The organism is Corynebacterium sp. HMSC034A01 (assembly GCF_001838175.1).
Lineage (GTDB): Bacteria > Actinomycetota > Actinomycetes > Mycobacteriales > Mycobacteriaceae > Corynebacterium.
Map to the genome: position 1 here is coordinate 1 of NZ_KV835974.1, position 18,741 is coordinate 18,741.

Below are 18,741 nucleotides of genomic sequence, written 5' to 3' on the forward strand. Positions count from 1 at the left end.
ACACCGAAAACCCGCCCAAAAAGGGCGGGCCCATCGGCATGCCCAAAAACGGCTAGAGGGCCTCGACCTCGAATTGGAGCTGCGGGTTGGCGTAGAACTCCTGCGCCTCGACGAGCTGGAGCTCCTGGGAGTCTGCCTCAAGGGTGACGCGCAGCAGGTCGTAGACCGAGGAGGCCGTCTTGGCCAGGGCGTCCTTCGCGTCGCGGGCGCGCAGGTAGTGGCCGGTGAACAGCGCGGCGGTGACATCGCCGGAGCCGTTGCGCTTGAACGGCAGGCGCGGGGTGCGCACGATCCACTTACCGTTATCGTCGACGGCGATCATCTCGATCGCGTCCTCCGGCGTCTCCGGGCGTTGCACCGAGGTGACCAGCACGGTGGACGGGCCCATCTCGCGGGCGGCGTCCACGGCGGCCAGGGTGGAATCGAGGTCGGTGACGTCGCGCTCGGTCAGATACCCCAGCTCGAACTGGTTCGGGGTGATGATGTCGGCTGCCGGCACGATCGTCGAGCGGAACAGCGGCGGGATAGTGTCGGCGACGAAGCAGCCGGATGTCGCCGACCCCATCACCGGGTCGCATGTGTAGAGCGCGTCCGGGTTCTCCGCCTTGATGTCGCGCACGGTGCCTACGATCACGTCGGCGATTTCGGGGGATGCCTGGTAGCCGGTGAGGATGCCGTCGATGAGCGAAAAGGCGCCACGGTCGCGGATGCCGCCCAGCACCGCGGCGACGTCGTCGGCAGGGATGATCGGCCCGCCCCACGCGCCGTAGCCGGTGTGGTTGGAGTAGTTCACGGTGTACACCGGCCACACCTCGTGGCCGATGCGCTGCAAAGGAAAGACCGCTGCCGAGTTGCCGACATGGCCATACGCGACAGCGGACTGGATGGAGAGAATGTTGCTCATACGAGCATTTTAGAGCTCCCCGTTAGAGTTCTGGCGACACCAGAATCTTCACGGCGGTCTCGTTGCGGTTGATCAGGGTGTCGAAGCCCTCGTCGACGACACCGTCGAAGCCGATCTTGCCGGTGATGAACGGCTTGAGGTCGACCTTGCCCTCCTCGACGAGCTTGATGGTCTGCTCGTGGTCGTGGGCGTAGCCGATGATGCCGCGGATGGTCAGCTCCTTCATCACCACGGCGTGGATGTCCAGCTCGGCCTTCTTGGACCAGATGGACTCGACGACCAGGGTGCCCTTGAGCTTCAGGCAATCGACGAGCTGGTCGAGCACGACGTTGACGGAGGTGCACTCGAAGGCGACATCGACGCCCTTGCCGTCGGTGATCTTCTGGATTTCTTCCTTCAGGTCCTGCTTGGACGGGTCGATGGCGTGGTCGGCGACGCCGGCGTCGAGGGCCTTCTGGCGGCGCAGCTCGGACAGCTCGGAGACGATCACGGTGCAGCCGTATGCCTTAGCGACGGCAGCCGTGAGCACGCCGATCGGGCCAGCTCCGCCGATCAGCGCCACGTCGCCCTCCTTCGCCTCGGAGGCGACGAAGGCGTGGTGGGCGACGGACAGCGGCTCGATGAGCGCGGCCTCGTCCAGCGGCACGTCGTTGTTGATCGGGTGGACCCAGCGGCGCTGCACCGCGATCTTCTCGGACAGGCCGCCGCCACCGCCGGCAAGCCCGATGAAGTTCACGTCCGGGTGGAGGTTGTACGGGCCCGGCTCCTTGGGGTCGACATCGTCGGGAAGCACGTACGGCTCGACGACGACATGCTGGCCGACCTCAAGATCGTCCACGCCCTCGCCCAGTGCGGCGACGACGCCGGAGAACTCGTGGCCGAGCGTGACCGGCGGTTCCTCGCCGGTGATCGGGTGCGGGTGGCCCGGCTTCGGGCAGAAGATCGGGCCTTCCAGGTATTCGTGGAGGTCGGTGCCGCAGATGCCGCACCAGGCGACGTCGATGAGCACCTCGCCCTTGCCTGCCTCCGGGGCGTCGATCTCCTCGACGCGGATGTCCTTCTGGCCGTAGTAACGTACAGCGCGCATGTGAAGCTCCTCTCGGTGAAAACCTGCTTACGTGCACAATTCTACCGAAAAGTGAGACTAATCGCCGGGCAGCGGCTCCAGCTGCTCAGCGACGGACACCAGCACGGTGCGGGTCTTGATCCGGCCGCGGCGGTCGCGCCCGCCCTCGGCGGTGTAGCGCACCCCGTCGCGCAGAATGGACGCGCCCGGCAGCGGCACGCGCCCCAGCTCGTAGGACAACAGCCCCGCCACCGTGTCGACGTTGTCGGTGACGTCCTCGGCGTACTCCAGCTCGTAGTCCAGGTTGTCGGCGAGGTAATCCACCAGATCATCCAACGGCAGGCGCGCCTGAACGCGGAACACGCGCGGCTCCACTTCGGTGACAGGGGCTTCCTCGTCCTCGTCGTATTCGTCGGTGATTTCGCCGACGATTTCTTCCAGCAGGTCTTCCATGGTGAGGAGGCCGGCGACGGTGCCGTATTCGTCGATAAGCATGGCGATGTGTGTGTTCGCCTGCTGCATCTCCTTGAGCAGCACATCCAGCGGCTTCGAGTCCGGGATGAACAGCGGCTCGCGCATGAAGTCGGTGATCGGGGTCTTCGGGTCGAGCGGGGTGCCGCGGTCGTCGAACATGTCCTTCAGGTACGCGATGCCGACGATCTCGTCGACGCTCTCGCCGATCACCGGCACGCGCGAATGCCCGGAGCGCACCATCAGCGCGGTGGCCTGGCGGGCGGTTTTCTCGCCTTCGATCCACACCATCTCGGGCCGCGGCACCATGACCTGGCGCGCGTAGTTGGACGCGAGGTCGAAGATGTTTTGGATCATGCGGCCCTCGGTGGTTTCCACCACACCCTTTTCCTGCGCGACCTCGACCATCTCGCGCAGTTCGATCTCGGTGGCGTAGGGGCCGTCGCGGAAGTCCTCGCCGGGGTGGAACAGGTTGCCAACCCAAATCAACAGCTTCGCGACGGGCCCGAGCACCACCTGGAACACCCCCAAGCCCTGCGCCGCCTTGAGCGAGATGGTGTAGGGGTTGCGCTTGCCCGCGGTGCGCGCGAACACCCCGACGATGGAAAATTGCAGCAGCGTGACGACGATCACCGCCACCGCAATCGCCCACCCGTCGGAGTCGAGCAGGTCCATCGCGAGCATCGCCGCGGTCACGGACGCGAGAACGTCCAAAACCGTCCGCACCAGCACGAGCGTGTTGACGTGGTTCGCGCGGTGGTTGACCACCCGCAGCAGCGCCTCCGCGCCCGGAGTGTCGTCTTTGACCATGCCCTCGACGCGGGCACGCGAAATCGGGGCGAGCGCGGACTCGATGGAGCCGAGCAGGCCGGACAAAAGCAGCGCGGCGACGGTGACGGCCGCGTAGACGAAGGTGAGCGTCACTCGATGCCCTTCATCAGCTTGTCCAGCTCGTCGCGGTCCGCGGCCGAGGGGAAGGCGTGCGGGCCGGTCGGCTTCGGCTGGTACTCCATGCCGCGGCGGGCCAGGTCGTCGTACCAGTCCGCCAGGATCTCGTTTTGCAGGGCGAACATTTCGCGCTCGTCTTTCGGCTCGATGTGGTCGTAGCCGAGCAGGTGCAGCACGCCGTGGACGGTGAGCAGCGCCATCTCGTGCGCGAGGTCGTGGCCGGCCATGTCGGCCTGCTTGCGGTCGTAGGCCGGGCACAGGATGATGTCGCCGAGCATCGCCGGCCCCGGCATGTCCGCGTCGGGGCGGCCGCCGCCGGGGGTGAGCTCGTCCATGGGAAAGCTCATCACGTCCGTCGGGCCTTCGAGGTCCATCCAGCGCACATGCAAATCCGCCATCGTGGGCTCGTCCACGAGCGTGATGGTGGCCTCGGCGTCGGGGTGGACGTCCATGGAGCGCATGGCGAACGACGCGACGTCGATAAGCATTTGCTCATTGACCTCCGCCTCGCCCGACTCGTTTAAGACTTCAATGCTCACTGGTTTGCCTCCGCTTCCCGCTCGGCCTCAATCGCCTGCTGGCGCTTCTCGTAGCGCAGGGCGTTCTGCGCGTCGTGGCGGTCGTACGCCGCGACGATGCGCGAAATCAGGTGGTGGCGCACCACGTCGGTGGCGCCGAGCTCCTGGAACGAAATGTCGTCGATCTCCCCGAGAATCCGGCGCGCCACGCGCAAACCGGAGACGGTGCCGCGCGGCAAGTCCACCTGGGACGTGTCGCCCGTGACCACCATCTTCGAGCGGAAGCCGAGGCGCGTCAGGAACATCTTCATCTGCGCGCCGGTGGTGTTCTGCGCCTCATCCAGGATGACAAACGCGTCCGACAGGGTGCGCCCGCGCATGTAGGCCAGGGGCGCGACCTCGATGATGCCGGCCTCGATGAGCTTCGGGATGGCCTCCGGGTCCATCATGTCGCGCAACGAGTCGTACAACGGGCGCAGGTACGGGTCGATCTTGTCCGAGAGCGTGCCGGGCAAAAAGCCGAGCTTCTCGCCCGCCTCCACAGCCGGGCGGGTGAGGATGATGCGCTTGACCTCTTTGTTCTGCAGCGCCTGGACCGCCTTCGCCACCGCGAGGTACGTCTTGCCAGAACCGGCGGGGCCGATGCCGAAGGTGATGGGGTTGTCGTCGATCGCATCGACGTACGCGCGCTGCCCGGCCGTCTTCGGGCGGATAACCTTGCCGCGGCGCGAAATGATCTCCTCGCCGAGGATGTCCGCGACGGCACCGGGGGCCTCGGCCTCCATGATGCGCACCGCCTGGATCACCGTGTCCGCCCCCAGTGGCACGCCGCGGCGCGCCATAGACTCCAGCTCCTCGACGACGCGCAGCGCGTGCGCCGCCTGCTCCGCGTGCCCTTTGACGGTCAGCTCGGTGCCGCGGGCGTGGAAGCCCACCCCGAGCTGGTCCTCCAAGACCCGCAGGTTCTCGTCGTTGATCCCCAGGACGGACTGTGCGTACGCCGAGTCGAGTTCGACCTTGCGCGTCACCATTTCTTCCATGGGGGCCAACCCTACCAGCGGGAGGTCAACGCCCCGATGGCGCAAAGCCCCGCGAACGCGGCCGAGGCGGTGCGCAGCACCTCGGGTCCGAGCTTGACCGGGTGCGCGCCGAGGATGTCCAGTTCGTCGTCGCCGATGCCGCCTTCGGGCCCGACGATCAGCCACACGTCCTCGCCGAACTCGACGTCGCGGATGGAGTCGGTGGCGTCCTCGTGCAGCACCAGCGCGTTCCCCGCGTCGTGCAGCAACTCGGACAGCTGGTTCGTCGTCACCGGCTCGCGCACCTCCGGCACCCACGCCCGCCGCGCCTGCTTCGCGCTGGACAGCGCCTGCGCGCGCCACTTCTCCACCTGCTTGGCCTGCTTGTTCGCCGGCCACCGCGCGATCGTGCGGTGCGAAATCCACGGCACAATCGCATCTGCTCCGGCCTGCACCGCCAGGTCCACGGCGAGCTCGGCGCGCTCGCCCTTCGGCACCGCCTGCACCACCGTCACGCGCGGCGTGGGCTGCGGCACGAACTCTTGCTTCTCGACGACTCCGTCAACCCGACCAGCCCCCACCGACGTGACGCGGGTGAGCGCGGTGGACCCTTGGCCGTCGACAAGCATGATGCGCTCGCCGGGTTGGATGCGCTTGACGTGGGCGTGCTTTGCCTCCGCGCCGGTGAGCGTGCCGGCGGCGGGGTCGTCGGAGAGGAAGTACGGCAGGCTCATCGGCGGAAGCGGTCGCGCATGCGGGAGAAGAAGCCCTCGCCGTGCTCGTCGGACTCCACGTGGACTTGCGGGTTGTCCGGGTGGCCGTCGCGCAGATCTTGCAGGGCGGCGCGCTCGTCGTTGGTCAGGGCGGTGGGCACGGTGACCTGCACGTGGGCGATCATGTCGCCGGCGCCCTCGGCGCGCAGCCGCGGCATGCCCTCGCCTTGCAAGTGGATGGTGTCGCCGGGCTGGGTGCCGCCGGGCACCTCGATGACGGTTTGCTCGCCGGCGAGGTTGTCCACGGTCAGCTCGGTGCCGAGCGCGGCGTCGTACATCGGCACGGTCAGGCGCACGTGCAGGTCGTTGTTCTCGCGCACGAACACCGGGTGAGGCTGGACCTGCACCTCCACGTAGAGGTCGCCGGCGGGGCCGCCGCCGTGGCCGACCTCGCCCTGGTCCGCCATGCGGATGCGCATGCTGGAGTTGATGCCGGCCGGGATGTTCACGGTCAGGTCGCGGGTGGCGCGCACGCGGCCGTCGCCGGCGCACTGGGTGCACGGGTCCTTGATCACCTCGCCGTAGCCGTGGCAGGTGGGGCACTCGCGGGTGGTCATGACGTTGCCCAAAAACGACTGCTGCATCTCCTGGACCTGGCCGGCGCCGCCGCAGGTGCCGCAGGGCACCGGCTTCGCCTCGGTTTTCGAGCCGGTGCCGTGGCACTTCTCGCACAGCACGGCGGTGTCCACGGTGACGTCCTTTTTCACACCCGCGAAGGCTTCTTCGAGCGTGATGGCGGTGCGCAACAGCGCGTCGTTGCCCGGCTGCACGCGCGAGCGCGGCTGGCGGGTGCCTCCACCGCCGAAGAACGCCTCGAAGATGTCGCCGAGTCCCCCGCCGCCGAAACCGGCCGCGCCACCCATACCGCCGCCGGCCTCCATCGGGTCGCCGCCGCGGTCCACGATCGCGCGCTTCTGCGGATCCAGCAGCACCTCCTGGGCAGCCGCGATCTCCGCGAACTTCTCGGCCGCCTCCTCGGACGGGTTGACGTCCGGGTGGTACTTGCGCGCCAGCTTGCGGTACGCCTTCTTAATCTCCTGCTCGGTGGCTTCCTGGTCCACGCCGAGGATGCCGTAGTAATCGCGAGCCATATCTTCCCTTCTATTCGCCCCGCAGGATGCGGCTGATGTAGCGGGCCACGGTGGCAACCTTTTGCATGGTACCGGGGTAGTCCATGTGGGTCGGACCCACTACCCCGAGGCCGCCGAGTGCCTCGTCGCCCGAACCGTACGCTGTTGTAACAATCGAGGCGTGCGAAAATTCCTCGTCCTCGTTTTCGCGCCCGATGCGCACGCTGACCCGCTCGAGTTCCTGCGCGCCGGCCAGCAGTTTCAGCACCACCACCTGCTGCTCAAGCGCGTCGATGACGCCCTGCAAGCCTCCCGACGGCACGACCAGGTTCGACGAGCCCGCAATGATCAGCCGGTCCGGCGCCGCGTCCACCAGCGTGGTGATCAGCACTTCTGCGGCGCGTGAGGTGGGGTCGGCGAGGTGGGGCGGAGCTTTCGTCGATAAGCGAGAAAGCGCATCGGAGGCGTCGCGCATGGTTTGGCCCACCAGGGCCTCGTTGAGCAGGTCGCGCAATAGCCGCACCCCCTCCGGCCCGATCGGCGCCGAAAGCTCCACGTTGCGCTGGTCCACGCGCCCCGCGTCGGTGATCAGCACGAGCAGCAGCCTTGTTGGGGTGAGCTCCACCACCTCGCAGTGCTTCACGCGCGAAATGGTCAGCGTGGGCAGCTGCACCACCGCCGCCTGGTTGGTCAGCTGCGCGAGCAGCTGCACGGAGCGGCGCAGCACGTCCTCCAAATCCACGCCGTTTTCCAAAAAGTCCAAAATGGCGTGGCGCTCGGCGGCGCTCAACGGCTTGACGTCGTGCAGCGCGTCCACGAACGCGCGGTAGCCCGCCTCGGTGGGGATGCGGCCCGACGAGGCGTGGGTCTGCGAGATGTAGCCCTGCTGCTCCAGCACCGCCATGTCGTTGCGCACCGTCGCGGACGACACCCCCATCTTGTGCCGCTCCACCAGGGATTTCGACCCCACCGGCTCCTGGCTTGCAATGTAGTCCGCCACGATCGCGCGCAGCACCGCTTGGCGCCGCTGGTCCGCAGTACCCATTACGCCTCCTTACTCGGCTGCCAGGATATCGGTGATGATGCCGTCTGCAAGCAGCCGCCCTTTGTCGGTCAGCCGCAGCCTGTCGCTATTCTCAAGCAGCCCCGCGCGCACATGCCTATCGACGACCTCCCGTGCCCCCGCCCCGATCCACCCCGACGGGATCCCTTCCTTCAGCCGCAGGCCGAGCATGACGGCCTCGGTGTGGGCTTCTTCGTCGGTGATGGTTTCGCGGTCCTGGATGGGCAGCGTGGCGTCGGCAAGCAACTGCGCATATCGCTCGGGGCGCTTGACGTTGAAGAAACGCTCAGCGCCGATGAAGCTGTGCGCGCCCGGGCCCGCACCCCACCACTGCTGGTTGCGCCAGTAGATGAGGTTGTGGCGGCACTCTCCTCCGGGTTTGGCCCAGTTGGAGACCTCGTACCAGTCGTAGCCGTGGGCGGCGAGCGTGTCGGCGATGATCTCGTAGCGGTCCGCGTAGACGTCCTCCTTGGGCGCGGGCAGTTCGCCGCGGCGGATCTTGCGGGCCATGGCGGTGCCGTCTTCGACGATGAGCGAATACGCGCTGACGTGGTCGACGTCCGTGTCCAGGATGGCGTCGAGGGTGCGGCGGACGTCGTCGTCGGTTTCGGTGGGCGTGCCGTAGATCATGTCCAGGTTCACGTGCGCGAAACCGGCGTCGCGGGCCTCGCGGGCGGCGGCGACGGCGCGGCCCGGGGTGTGCTGGCGGTCCAGCACCTTGAGCACCGGCGTGGAGGCGGACTGCATGCCCAGGGAGACGCGGGTGAAACCGGCGTCCAGCAGCCCGGCGAAGTAGTCGGGGCTGGTGGATTCCGGGTTGGACTCGGTGGTCACCTCCGCGCCGTCCACGAGGCCGAAGGTGTTGCGGACGGCGGCGAGGATGCGGGCGAGGCCGTCTGCGCCGAGGAGGCTCGGGGTGCCGCCGCCGACGAACACCGTGTCGGCTTTGGGCAGGCCGCGGGCGGCGGCGAGCTCCAACTCGCGCTCCAGGGCGTCCAAGTACTGGGCGTGGGAGGAGTCCACCTCGGTGGGTGTGTAGGTGTTGAAGTCGCAGTACCCGCAGCGCGTGGCGCAAAACGGGACGTGGACGTAGACGCCGAATGAATCCATGGCCTTAAGGCTAGGCGCCGCGGCGGGAACGCTTCGCGGCGACCTTGGCCACGATCCGGTCGATGCGGGCGCGCTCCTCCAAAAACTCCGGCGGGTTGGACCCGCGCATGGTGCGCACGAACGCCGGGTGGTCCAGGCAGACGGTCTCCACCCAGCCCACCACGGCCTCCTCGACGATCTCGCCGACACGGGCGTACATCTGCGGCAGCGACACCACGCCGAGTTCGCGGGCGACCATGTCGGTCTGCTCCAGGCAGTACGACACGATCTCGCCCAAGTGCTGCACCACCAAGTCGGTGCGGCCGGTCAGCGCGTCCTGCATGGTCTGCACCGAAAACGGGGCTTTCAGGGGGAAGAGGTCGTGCAAGCCGGAGGCGTCGAGAAGCTCGGGCTCCGGGATACGCTCCTCCGGCTTCGCGCCCGCGGACAGGTGGCCGGCGGCGCGGCCCGAGGTCAGCGCCTGGCGCAAACCGATCAGCTCCGCCACCACGCGGCGGGCGTCCTGACGCGCATCGTCGACGATCTCCACGAACTCGGCCAGGCAGTCTTCGGTGAGCTCGCCGTCGTAATCCGCGATGGCCTCAGCGAGGTGTTCGGTGTACTCCGCCACCTCGTCGCCGATGTTGTAAATCTCCTGCGTGAGCTCGCGGTGCCGCAGCACGGCGGCAGTCTTGTGCATCGCAAGCCCTCCTTGGAAACGCCTGTGGGAAGTGACAAATTGGCATGCTATGCCACAGCCTCCAAGGAAAAAGGAAGGCGCGCCGAACTAGCGCTGATACAGCTTGTCGATGTCGTCCTGGAAACGCTGGAACACCACGTTGCGCTTGACCTTCATCGTCGGGGTCATCTCGTCGTGCTGCTCGGATAGGTCGCGGTCCAGGATGCGGAACTTCTTGATCGCCTCGGTGCGAGAGACGGTGGCGTTGGCCAGGTTCACCGCGTCCTGGACCTCCGCGCGCAGCGCCGGGTCCTGGGCGAGCTCGGAGACCTTCTTGTTCGCCGGGATGTTGTGGTTGGCCTTCCAGCGCTTGAGCTCTTCCTCGTCCAGGGTGACCAGCACGCCGACGAACGGCTTGCCGTCGCCGACCACCAGCGCGTTCGAGATCAGCGGGTCCTGGCGGATGATCTCCTCCATCGGGCCGGGCGAGATGTTCTTGCCGCCGGCGGTGACGATCAGGTCCTTCTTGCGGCCGGTGATGGACACGTAGCCGTCGTCGTCCACCTCGCCGAGGTCGCCGGTGTTGAACCAGCCGTCCGTGAGCGCCTCCTCGGTGGCGGCCGGGTTCTTCCAGTACTTGTCAAACACGCCGGGGCCCTTGAACTCAATCTCGCCGTCGTCGTTGATGCGCACCGAGTAGCCGTTGACCGGCCGGCCCACCGTGCCGATCTTGTTGGCGTTGGCGTTGTTCACACACGCCGCCGCGCAGGTCTCGGTCAGGCCGTAGCCCTCGTAGACCGGCACGCCCATGCCGCGGAAGAAGTGCGACAGATCCGCGCTCATCGCGGACCCGCCGGTGATGCCGTACCAGACGGAGCCGCCCATGGCCTCCTTGATCTTGCCGTAGACGACCTTGTCGTAGACCGCCCGCTTCGCCTTCTGCACCCGCGACGGGCCCTCAGCGGTCTCCAGCGCCTTCGAGTATTCAATGGCGGCCTTCTCGGCCTCCAAGAACATGCGCTTGCCAATCGCGGAGCCGTCGGCAGCCTTGTTGTAGGCGCCCTCGCGCACCTTCTCAAACACGCGCGGCACGCCCACGACCAGGTTCGGGCGCACACGCTGCAGCTCCACCATCAGCGTCGAGGTGTCCGACCAGTGCGACTGCGTCGCGCCCGAGATCGTCCACGCCAGCGACACCGCGCGCGCCAACACGTGCGCCAGCGGCAAAAACGTCACCATGCGCTGGCCGGGGAAGGACACCGAGCCGATCTCGTTTTCCAAAAGCGCCCAGCACTGGTACGCCCAGTTGCCGTGGGAAATCTCCACGCCCTTGGGCCGGCCGGTGGTGCCGGAGGTGTAGACGATGGAGCCCAGGGTGTTATGGCGGGTGGCGGCCACGCGTTCGTCGATAAGCGATTGCTCGACGTCTCGCCCCTCAAACTTCAGCGTCTCCACGCCCGAGGCGTTGAACTCGTAGATGCGCTTGAGCTTTGACGGGGAGTCCGCGAACTTCGGCTTGCCCGTCTCGTCCAGCAAGAACGGGCTCATCAGCTGGGTGTGGTCGCGGGTTTCGGTAAAGGCGATCTTCGCGCCGGAGTCCTCCAGGATCCACTGGATCTGGTGCATCGAACTCGACGGGTAGATCGGCACCGAGGCGGCGCCGGCGGCCCAGATGGCGAAGTCCACCAGCGACCACTCGTAGCGCGTCGACGACAAAATGGCCACGCGGTCCCCCGGCTCCACGCCCGCGGCGATCAGGCCTTTCGCAACCTCGTAGACCTCCTCCAAAAACTCCGCCGCCGTGACCGAGACCCACTCGTAGTTGCGCGGCCGGTAGTACAGCACCAGGTGGGGGCTCTGCTCGCAGGTGCGGATCAGTCGGCTGAGGCACGTGTCCGTGTCGTTGAGCGTGAATCCAAGTTCCGTGGTGTGCGCGTTTGAAGGCATGGTGTCCAAGACTACCCCAGCGTGCCGGCCCTAGCTTTGGCACAATGCGGGGCGTGACCAACGTTGCCCTGCTCCACGCCCTCGCCGAGTCCTATGGCTTCGGCACGTCCTACCTCGCCTCGAACGGGCTGGTCACCGAGCCGCCCGCCGAGTCGTTTATCAAGCTGCTGCGGGCCTTGGGGCTTTCGCTTCACGACGACCCGTCGGACGAAGAACTCCAATTCCACCTCGATGCCCGCAAAGAATTTTGGGCGACCAGCCCCATGCCGCCGTGCGTAGTGGCCACCGAGGGCGCGGAAACGCACTTCAACGTGCACGTGCACGACGGGCACTGGGCGCACTGCTGGATCCGGCTCGAGGACGGCTCGTCGCGCGACGCGTACCAGGACGAGAACTGGGCCCCGCCATTTACCGCCGCCGACGGCGTGGTCTGGGGCGAAGCCACGTTCCACGTGCCGGGCGATCTGCCGGCCGGCTACCACGAGCTGCACTTGGAATCCGACAATTTAGACGAGGTCTGCCCGCTGATCGTGGTGCCGGCGGCGCTGTCCACCAACGCCGAGGTGGTGCGCGAGCCGGTGTGGGGTGTGATGGCGCAGCTGTACTCGGTGCGCTCGCTGGGCTCCTGGGGCATCGGCGACTTCAACGACTTGGGCGCGATCGCCGAGGCGGTGGCCGCGGAGGGCGCGGACTACCTGCTAATCAACCCGGTGCACGCCGCCGAACCCGTCCCGCCCATCGAGGACTCGCCGTACCTGCCCACCTCCCGCCGTTTTGTTAACCCCATCTACATCGCGGTGGAGCAGGTGCCGGAGTATGGGCTGTTGGACGAGGGGGACCGGGAGGACGTCGAGAAGCTTGCTGCGGAGTTCAAGGCGATGAATCACACCGCAGACCCCTTGGAGCGCGACCGGATTTTCGCCGCGAAGCTGGCGGCGCTGCGCACGCTGTTTTACCTCTCGGCCGCGGATGAGGCGCGCACGCGGGACTTCGAGCTGTTCTGCGACGTTGAAGGCGAGGGCCTGCGCCAGTTCGCCGAATGGTGCGCAGCAAAGGCGAGCGAGTCGGAGCACCACGGCGCGCCGCGGCACGCCGGCGAGGACCCGCAGGAGCTGGTGCAGTTCTACATGTGGCTGCAGTTCATCGCCGACGAGCAGCGCCGCGTGGCGCAGGAGCGGGCGGTGGCGGCCGGGATGCGGCTGGGCATCATGACGGACCTGGCCGTGGGTATCCACCCCGGCGGGGCGGACGCGGCGACGCTGCACGAGGTGCTGGTGCCGGATGCCTCGGTGGGCGCGCCGCCGGACCAGTACTCGCAGCAGGGCCAGGACTGGTCGCAGCCGCCGTGGAACCCGCAGCAGCTGGCTTCAGCCGGCTACGGGCCGTGGCGCGATTTGCTGCGCACGGTGCTGCGCCACTCGGGTGGAATCAGGGTGGACCACGTTTTGGGGCTGTTCCGCCTGTTCTGGCTGCCGCGCATGGACACCCCGGCGCACGGCGCGTACATGAACTACGACTTCGAGGCCATGGTCGGCGTGTTAGTGCTGGAGGCGCAGCGCGCCGGTGCCGTGGTGGTGGGCGAAGACCTAGGCACGTTCGAGCCGTGGGTCCAAGACGTGCTGCGCGACAAGGGCATCCTGGGCACCTCCGTGCTGTGGTTCGAGTCCGTGCCGCCGGAGGCGCCGCGCCCGTCGCAGCAGTACCGCAACCTGGCGCTGACCGCCGTGGGCACCCACGACCTGCCGCCCACCGCCGGGTACCTGGAGGGCGCGCACAATGCGCTGCGCCACAAGCTCGGTCTGGTCAAGGAGTCGCTGGAGGAGCTCAACGCCACCGACGCCGTGTGGATCTCGCAGGTGCTCGCCGCGGCGCAGGCGGAGGGGGCGTTCGACAACTCCCCGCTCGCTGACGTGGACTTCCTCGACCGGGACCTCGGCGAGTACGACGACGTGGACGCCCTCGTCGAGGGGCTGACGCGGTTTATCGCCTCCACCCCGTCCGCGATGACGTGCACGAACCTGGTGGACATGGTGGGCGACACCCGCATTCAAAACCAGCCGGGCACCAACCGCGAGATGTACTCCAACTGGTGCATCCCGCTTTGCGACGCCTCCGGCACCCCCGTCCTCATCGAAGACCTGCCCGACGTTGCGCTGTTCGCGCGCATCGCCAAAGCGAGCGCTAGAGGGCGCTAATAATTGCCGCGACGACCACGAGCGCGATGAGCACCCACATCACCTGGGTCACCCGCGACTGCGGGTACTTGCGCTGCGGCTTGGGCAGCTTCTGGTCCTGCTTGCGCAGCTCTTCCGGGTTGGCCATGGTGTGTAAGCCTAGCGCCGCGGGCTAGCGGCGGGAAAACAGGCGCGCGGCGGCATGCGCGACACCGTCGACAAGGCGCAGCAGCGCGTACCCTACCGCGGCGCACACCGGCGCGGCCACAGCGAGGATCGCGGGGACCTGCAGCCAAGGGCTTAGGCCCATCATCCAGCCGAAGAGAGCGCTGCTCATCAGATCAGGCCCATCGCGTAGCCGACCGCCGGCACGAGCGCCGCAACGGCGGCCACGACGCCGAGGGTGATCAGCAGCGCCTTGGCGATGTTGTTGTCGCGCGGCTCCTCCACGGTGTCCTCGCTGCTTTGCGCCTCATCCCCCGCCGTGGCCTCAGGCGTAACGACGGGCGCCTCACTCGGCACACTCGACGGGGTGGCCGCCCCGACCGGAATCGGCCGTTGCAACGTGGCGGCCGGGATGATCACGGACTTTGAGGTCGGCCCAGAGATGTGGATGGAGTTGCCCGACACGGAGGTCACAGCAGGCGACGGCTCACGCTTCGGCTCCAGCGACGCCCCCGGCGCCTCCGCGGCAGGCTTCAGGTCTCGCGTGACCTCCGCAACGGGGTTCACCACGGTGCTGCGCACCGGAGAAGGCACCGCCGGCGTGGTCGTCGTCTTCGCGGCCGACGCACCGTAGTGGGAACGGAGGAAGGCGTCGATGCGGGAGTCGTCGTAAAGCGCACCGCTTTGCAGGGAGCTGGCGCGCTCGAAGCCGACCACCTCGTCGCCGCGCTCGTCCACCAGCGCGTTCGCCCCGGACATCACGCCGACGAGCCCGCGGCCCGGCGCGTAGACGGGCCCGCCGGAGTCGCCGTAGTCCGGTATGCCGGGGGCGTCGAAGTAGATGGTTTTCTCAATCATGCCCACGAACGGCCCGCAGGCGGCGTCGGTGGTGCCGCCGTGGGAGGCGTAGCCGTGGTAGCAGAGGGTCTCGCCGGGTTCGAGGTCCTGGATGGGCACGTATTCGCCGCCGTAGGGGTTTCCGCCGACCTCGACGCCGTTGAACCAGTAGATCACCGCCCAGTCGTTGACGTTGGAGGCGCCGTAGTAGGCGGCGGCCGGGTAGATCATGCCGGCTGGGGTGGACATTTCGCGGCCCTTGCTGTCGGCGAGGTAGACCATCGCCCCGGTTTGCCACCCGTATTGGCCGTTGTCGACGCAGTGCCCGGCTGTGTAGCTGCGGCGCTGCGCGGGGTCGTTGTAGCCGATGGTGCAGGCGGTGAGGTTGTCGTCGCCGAGGTTGTCCACGAACATGCGGGCGCCTTGCTTCACGACGAGACGTTCCGCCGCCGGCGCCGTATCCCCCACCACGAGACCGGACGCTGCCAGCGCGGACGCCGCGGCGAACGCAGCAACGCGTGCGCCCACGCGGGGACGTCGCACAGTTGCGTTCGCCATACAGCTTTCCTTGTCTTGTCTTTTAAAGGTTTCCCCGGAACTGTACAGCACGAACCCGCGGAATTACACGTCTGTGCCTGCGAGCCCGCGGCGCTCAAGCAGCGGGCGGGTGTCCTTGTCGCGGCCGCGGAAGGCGCGGTAGGCCTCCGCGTAGTCGCGCGAGGAGCCCTTGGACAGGATCGTCTCGCGGAACTTCGCGCCCGTTTGCCGGTTGATACCCTCCTCGGCGACGAGCTGGTAGCCGTCCGCGTCGAGTGCCTCGGCCCACAGGTAGGAGTAGTAGCCCGCGGAGTAGCCGCCGGCGAAGATGTGGTTGAACCAGGTGGAGCGGTAGCGCGGCTCCAGCCCTTCGACGTTCAGGCCGAGCTCGCGCAGGACGTTTTCTTCGAAGGCGTCGATATCCGACGGGATGTCGCCGGCAAGCGAGTGCCACGCAAGGTCGATCGCGCTCGCCGCAAGGTACTCGGCGGTGGTGAAACCCTGGCCGAACTGGCGCGAGGCCTCCATCGCCTGCAGAAGTGGCGCCGGGATGACCTCGCCGGTGTCCACGTGGCGGGCGTAGTTGCGGGCAATCTCCGGGGCGAAGGCGTAGTTCTCGTTGATCTGGGAGGGGAACTCCACCCAGTCGCGGGGGACGTTGGTGCCGGAGTGCGACGGGTAGCGCACGTCGGAGAGCAGGCCGTGCAGGGCGTGGCCGAACTCGTGGAACAGGGTGGTCACCTCGTCGATGGTGAGCAGGTTGGAGCTGATCGACATGACGTTGACCACCACCGGCTTCGTGCCGGCGAGGTGCGACTGGTCCACGAACGAGCTCATCCAGGCGCCGCCGCGCTTGGACGGGCGGGCGTTGTAGTCGGTCAGAAGCAGCCCGATACCGGTGCCGTCTTCTTCCTTCACCTCCCACACGTCCACGTCCTCGCGGTAGCCGGCCAGATCCTCGCGCTTTTCCACCGTGATGCCGTAGAGCAGGTTGGCGGCAAAGAAGACGCCGTCGGTCAGCACCTGCTCGAGTGGGAAGTACTTGCGCAGCTCCGCTTCGTCGATGCCAAGTTCTTCCTCGCGGCGCTTGGCTTGCCAGTACGGCCAGTCCGCGCCGCCCAGCTCCTCGCCGGCCAGTTCGCCGGCGAGCTTGCGCTCGGCCTCGGCGTTGGCGGCCGCCGCCGGTGCCAGGTCCGCGATGAGCTGGCGCGCTGCCGCGGCGGTGCCGGCGGTTTCCTCCGCGATGACGTAGTCGGCGTGCGTGTCAAAGCCGAGCAACTTCGCGCGCTCCTGGCGCAGCTTCACGGACTCCAGCACGATGTCCGGGTTGGTGTCGCGGCCGCGGGCGCGGGAGGCGTCGAAAAGCTTGTGGCGCGCAGAAGAGGTGTCCAGCTCCGACTGCAGCGCCTGGGTGGTGGGCAGCTCGATCGGCACGACGTAGCGGCCGCCGTCCTCGTACGCGGCCAGCTGGTCGTCCGACAGCCCGGCGAGCTCCTCGCGCGAAAACTCCACCGCGAGCTTCTTCGTGTCCGCGAGCAGGTTGCGGCCGAAGCGCTCCGACAGCTCAGACAAACGCTGGTTGATCTCCTGCAGGCGGGACTTCCCGGCGGCGTTAAGGTCCGCGCCGCGGCGGGTGAAGCGGCGCAACAGCTCGCTGTGAAGCCTCTGCGACTCCGCGTCCGCCGGCACCTCGACGCCCTTGATGCGCTGGTAGAGCGCGTCGTTCTGGTAGATCGAGTCCACGTGCGCCGACAGCTTCGGCACGATGCGGTCGGCCACCGCGTCGAACTCGTCGGTGGCGTCGGTGCCCTGCAGGTTGAAAAACCAGGACATCACCCGGTCCAAGTCTTGGCCGGCCAGCTCGAAGGCTTCGACGGTGTTTTCCCACGTCGGCGCGTCTGTGGTGGTGATCTCGGCGATTTCCGCGGCGTGGCGCTTCAGCGCCTCTTCAAACGCGGGCTCCACGTGCTCGAGGCGGATCGCGGCGAAGTCCGGCAGGTTGTACGGCAGGGTCGAGGGGGTCAGAAGCGGGTTTGTCATGGCGGTCAGTGTATGCGGATACGATCTGCCGCATGGGTGAAACGGAAATCACATGCGCGGCCGGCACCATCGTGGGCACTGTCCGCGATAACGCGAGGCTTTTCGGCGCCATCCCGTTTATCGCCGAGTCCCGCCCCTTCGACGACCCGGTGGCCGTAAAGCAGGGATTGCTTCTCGGCGCCACCGCGCCGCACCCGAACGCCCTTTCCATCAGTGCCCCGCTCGGCGCGCGCCCGGGCACGGATTGCCCGGTGGTGGTGTGGTTATCCAAGCCGACCGAGCTGGGCGACGGGTTCGTCCACGTGCATGTGCCCCACCGCGACGGCTTCGAAGGCTTCCTCCCGTTCGCCGCCGACGCCATCGGGCACTTCCGCGGCGTGGCGGACGTCAAGCTCGCGTTGCGCTGGATCCAGCGCAACATCGAAGCGTTCGGGGGCGATCCCACCAACGTCACCGTCGTCGGCGCCGGCGAGGAGGCGGCCGTTGCGCTGTGGCTGTGCCGGCGCGACCACTACGCCGGCGAGTTCCGCCGCGTGTGGGCCGCCAGCCCCGTCTTCCCGCGCGCGCCGTACGCCAAGCGCAAGTGGATCGTGCGCTACCTGCTGTCCGCGCCGCTGACGCGCGACTCGCTCAACGAGTTGGCGGAACAGCGGCCGGCGAGGGTGGGGCGGAGCTACCGTCGATACGCAAAGTGCTTCGGACCGCTGGGCCCGCAGCCCCACGACGCCTCCGAGCTCGCCGAGCTCGCCCACATCCGCGTCGAAGACGCGCTGGACCCTGGCGCGATCGCCCAGTTCGCCCGCTAGTTGTTCAGGTTGCCTTTGAAGGTGACGTTGCCGATGGTGAACTCCGCGTCCCACAGGTTTCCGGTGGTCACGTCGAAGGGGTACTTCGCGTTCACGGTCGCGCCCGGGCCCAGCGGGCGGTCCAGGCCCACGATGTCCACGCCGGCCTCCTCCGCGACGGGGACGAACTTCGCGTCCTTCATGTCCGGGTTGGAGGTGGAGTTGACGTTGTAGCGCAGCGTCGGCTCGAGCGCGTCCTCCGGCAGCGGCGCGTCCGACTCGTTGGTGATCGCCACCACAACAACCGAGCCGCCGTTGGGCGCGTACGAAGTGCCCTGCCACTTGTAGGAGAGCTCCATCGCCGGGTCCTCCACCCGCTCGCCGTTGGTTTTGTCGCTGACCAACGGGTCCGCCTCGTTGACTTCGAAGGGCTTGCGCTGCACACCGATGCGGTCGTCCGCCTGGCCCTGCGGAGCGTCCTCCGCGGCGGTGACCTGGGTGGAGCTGATGGTGTCCTCCCCCATCTCGGCGTCCGCGCAGGCGGAAAGCGCCAAGGCGGCTGCCAGGGCTGCGGCGGTCAGTGCGGCCTTGGGGCGGCGGGTGCGGTGGGACATGTACGCCTCTTCTTCTTAGGGGTGGTTTTGACAGTTCTGCCC

General features: G+C 67.6%; 18 protein-coding genes. 2 read left to right on the plus strand and 16 right to left on the minus strand.

Annotated elements, in window-relative coordinates:
- Positions 1–52: 52 nt before the first annotated feature.
- The 11 genes from pdxY to HMPREF2791_RS08730 form a co-directional block, all read right to left on the minus strand.
- Positions 53–904 (minus strand): pyridoxal kinase PdxY, encoded by an 852-nt coding sequence (pdxY, locus tag HMPREF2791_RS08680; RefSeq protein ID WP_070473618.1) that lies wholly within the window; start codon positions 902–904, stop codon positions 53–55.
- Positions 905–926: 22 nt separating this feature from the next.
- The gene (locus tag HMPREF2791_RS08685; protein WP_070845044.1) at positions 927–1,991 is read right to left on the minus strand and encodes a 2,3-butanediol dehydrogenase; all 1,065 of its coding nucleotides are present in this window, start codon (positions 1,989–1,991) and stop codon (positions 927–929) included.
- A gap of 57 nt (positions 1,992–2,048) precedes the next feature.
- Positions 2,049–3,365: a hemolysin family protein gene (locus tag HMPREF2791_RS08690; protein WP_070845045.1), complete on the minus strand. Its 1,317-nt coding sequence runs from the start codon at positions 3,363–3,365 to the stop codon at positions 2,049–2,051.
- Positions 3,362–3,928 (minus strand): rRNA maturation RNase YbeY, encoded by a 567-nt coding sequence (ybeY, locus tag HMPREF2791_RS08695; RefSeq protein WP_070845046.1) that lies wholly within the window; start codon positions 3,926–3,928, stop codon positions 3,362–3,364. Before ybeY ends, HMPREF2791_RS08690 begins: the two co-directional genes overlap by 4 nt.
- A complete protein-coding gene (locus HMPREF2791_RS08700; protein ID WP_070845047.1) occupies positions 3,925–4,947 on the minus strand; it encodes a PhoH family protein in 1,023 nt (340 codons plus the stop codon). Before HMPREF2791_RS08700 ends, ybeY begins: the two co-directional genes overlap by 4 nt.
- 11 nt (positions 4,948–4,958) lie before the next feature.
- On the minus strand, positions 4,959–5,660 hold the full coding sequence (locus tag HMPREF2791_RS08705; protein WP_070845048.1) for a 16S rRNA (uracil(1498)-N(3))-methyltransferase: 702 nt from the start codon (positions 5,658–5,660) through the stop codon (positions 4,959–4,961).
- On the minus strand, positions 5,657–6,790 hold the full coding sequence (gene dnaJ / locus HMPREF2791_RS08710) for a molecular chaperone DnaJ (protein WP_070845049.1): 1,134 nt from the start codon (positions 6,788–6,790) through the stop codon (positions 5,657–5,659). The genes HMPREF2791_RS08705 and dnaJ overlap by 4 nt, the downstream gene beginning before the upstream one ends.
- A gap of 10 nt (positions 6,791–6,800) precedes the next feature.
- On the minus strand, positions 6,801–7,814 hold the full coding sequence (gene hrcA, locus HMPREF2791_RS08715) for a heat-inducible transcriptional repressor HrcA (protein ID WP_070473635.1): 1,014 nt from the start codon (positions 7,812–7,814) through the stop codon (positions 6,801–6,803).
- A 9-nt stretch (positions 7,815–7,823) separates the two neighbouring features.
- Positions 7,824–8,942, minus strand: a complete 1,119-nt coding sequence (gene hemW, locus HMPREF2791_RS08720; protein ID WP_070845050.1) for a radical SAM family heme chaperone HemW — start codon at positions 8,940–8,942, stop codon at positions 7,824–7,826.
- 10 nt (positions 8,943–8,952) lie between these two features.
- Complete coding sequence (locus HMPREF2791_RS08725; protein WP_070845051.1) at positions 8,953–9,621, minus strand: hypothetical protein; 669 nt, start codon at positions 9,619–9,621, stop codon at positions 8,953–8,955.
- Between the two features lie 87 nt (positions 9,622–9,708).
- Positions 9,709–11,547: an AMP-dependent synthetase/ligase gene (locus HMPREF2791_RS08730; protein ID WP_070845085.1), complete on the minus strand. Its 1,839-nt coding sequence runs from the start codon at positions 11,545–11,547 to the stop codon at positions 9,709–9,711.
- A gap of 53 nt (positions 11,548–11,600) precedes the next feature.
- On the opposite strand from HMPREF2791_RS08730, the gene malQ reads away from it, so the two are divergent.
- Positions 11,601–13,742, plus strand: a complete 2,142-nt coding sequence (gene malQ / locus HMPREF2791_RS08735; protein ID WP_141764955.1) for a 4-alpha-glucanotransferase — start codon at positions 11,601–11,603, stop codon at positions 13,740–13,742.
- Here malQ and HMPREF2791_RS12085 read toward each other — a convergent pair.
- From HMPREF2791_RS12085 to HMPREF2791_RS08745, 4 genes are all read right to left on the minus strand, one after another.
- Complete coding sequence (locus HMPREF2791_RS12085) at positions 13,729–13,869, minus strand: hypothetical protein (protein WP_168160592.1); 141 nt, start codon at positions 13,867–13,869, stop codon at positions 13,729–13,731. The genes malQ and HMPREF2791_RS12085 overlap by 14 nt on opposite strands.
- 24 nt (positions 13,870–13,893) lie before the next feature.
- Positions 13,894–14,058, minus strand: a complete 165-nt coding sequence (locus HMPREF2791_RS12090; protein WP_168168299.1) for a hypothetical protein — start codon at positions 14,056–14,058, stop codon at positions 13,894–13,896.
- Positions 14,058–15,281 (minus strand): chymotrypsin family serine protease, encoded by a 1,224-nt coding sequence (locus HMPREF2791_RS08740; protein WP_141764956.1) that lies wholly within the window; start codon positions 15,279–15,281, stop codon positions 14,058–14,060. The genes HMPREF2791_RS12090 and HMPREF2791_RS08740 overlap by 1 nt, the downstream gene beginning before the upstream one ends.
- A 63-nt stretch (positions 15,282–15,344) precedes the next feature.
- On the minus strand, positions 15,345–17,300 hold the full coding sequence (locus tag HMPREF2791_RS08745; RefSeq protein WP_070845054.1) for a M3 family metallopeptidase: 1,956 nt from the start codon (positions 17,298–17,300) through the stop codon (positions 15,345–15,347).
- Between the two features lie 32 nt (positions 17,301–17,332).
- On the opposite strand from HMPREF2791_RS08745, the gene HMPREF2791_RS08750 reads away from it, so the two are divergent.
- Entirely contained in the window at positions 17,333–18,106 is a 774-nt protein-coding gene (locus HMPREF2791_RS08750) for a carboxylesterase family protein (RefSeq protein WP_070845055.1), read from the plus strand.
- On the opposite strand, the gene HMPREF2791_RS08755 is transcribed toward HMPREF2791_RS08750, so the two are convergent.
- Positions 18,103–18,699, minus strand: coding sequence for a hypothetical protein (locus HMPREF2791_RS08755; protein ID WP_070473647.1), 597 nt, complete (start codon positions 18,697–18,699; stop codon positions 18,103–18,105). The two genes, HMPREF2791_RS08750 and HMPREF2791_RS08755, sit on opposite strands and share 4 nt — an antisense overlap.
- Between the last annotated feature and the right edge of the window lie 42 nt (positions 18,700–18,741).

What these genes read in the sequence shown, in the direction of transcription:
- hrcA (WP_070473635.1), bottom strand. Translation starts at nt 7,814, where the DNA reads ATGGGTACTGCGGACCAGCGGCGCCAAGCGGTGCTGCGCGCGATCGTG.
- HMPREF2791_RS08700 (WP_070845047.1), bottom strand. Translation starts at nt 4,947, where the DNA reads ATGGAAGAAATGGTGACGCGCAAGGTCGAACTCGACTCGGCGTACGCA.
- HMPREF2791_RS08750 (WP_070845055.1), top strand. Translation starts at nt 17,333, where the DNA reads ATGGGTGAAACGGAAATCACATGCGCGGCCGGCACCATCGTGGGCACT.
- hemW (WP_070845050.1), bottom strand. Translation starts at nt 8,942, where the DNA reads ATGGATTCATTCGGCGTCTACGTCCACGTCCCGTTTTGCGCCACGCGC.
- HMPREF2791_RS08740 (WP_141764956.1), bottom strand. Translation starts at nt 15,281, where the DNA reads ATGGCGAACGCAACTGTGCGACGTCCCCGCGTGGGCGCACGCGTTGCT.
- HMPREF2791_RS08745 (WP_070845054.1), bottom strand. Translation starts at nt 17,300, where the DNA reads ATGACAAACCCGCTTCTGACCCCCTCGACCCTGCCGTACAACCTGCCG.
- HMPREF2791_RS08755 (WP_070473647.1), bottom strand. Translation starts at nt 18,699, where the DNA reads ATGTCCCACCGCACCCGCCGCCCCAAGGCCGCACTGACCGCCGCAGCC.
- HMPREF2791_RS12090 (WP_168168299.1), bottom strand. Translation starts at nt 14,058, where the DNA reads ATGAGCAGCGCTCTCTTCGGCTGGATGATGGGCCTAAGCCCTTGGCTG.
- HMPREF2791_RS08725 (WP_070845051.1), bottom strand. Translation starts at nt 9,621, where the DNA reads ATGCACAAGACTGCCGCCGTGCTGCGGCACCGCGAGCTCACGCAGGAG.
- HMPREF2791_RS08730 (WP_070845085.1), bottom strand. Translation starts at nt 11,547, where the DNA reads ATGCCTTCAAACGCGCACACCACGGAACTTGGATTCACGCTCAACGAC.
- HMPREF2791_RS08685 (WP_070845044.1), bottom strand. Translation starts at nt 1,991, where the DNA reads ATGCGCGCTGTACGTTACTACGGCCAGAAGGACATCCGCGTCGAGGAG.
- dnaJ (WP_070845049.1), bottom strand. Translation starts at nt 6,790, where the DNA reads ATGGCTCGCGATTACTACGGCATCCTCGGCGTGGACCAGGAAGCCACC.
- HMPREF2791_RS08705 (WP_070845048.1), bottom strand. Translation starts at nt 5,660, where the DNA reads ATGAGCCTGCCGTACTTCCTCTCCGACGACCCCGCCGCCGGCACGCTC.
- pdxY (WP_070473618.1), bottom strand. Translation starts at nt 904, where the DNA reads ATGAGCAACATTCTCTCCATCCAGTCCGCTGTCGCGTATGGCCATGTC.
- HMPREF2791_RS12085 (WP_168160592.1), bottom strand. Translation starts at nt 13,869, where the DNA reads ATGGCCAACCCGGAAGAGCTGCGCAAGCAGGACCAGAAGCTGCCCAAG.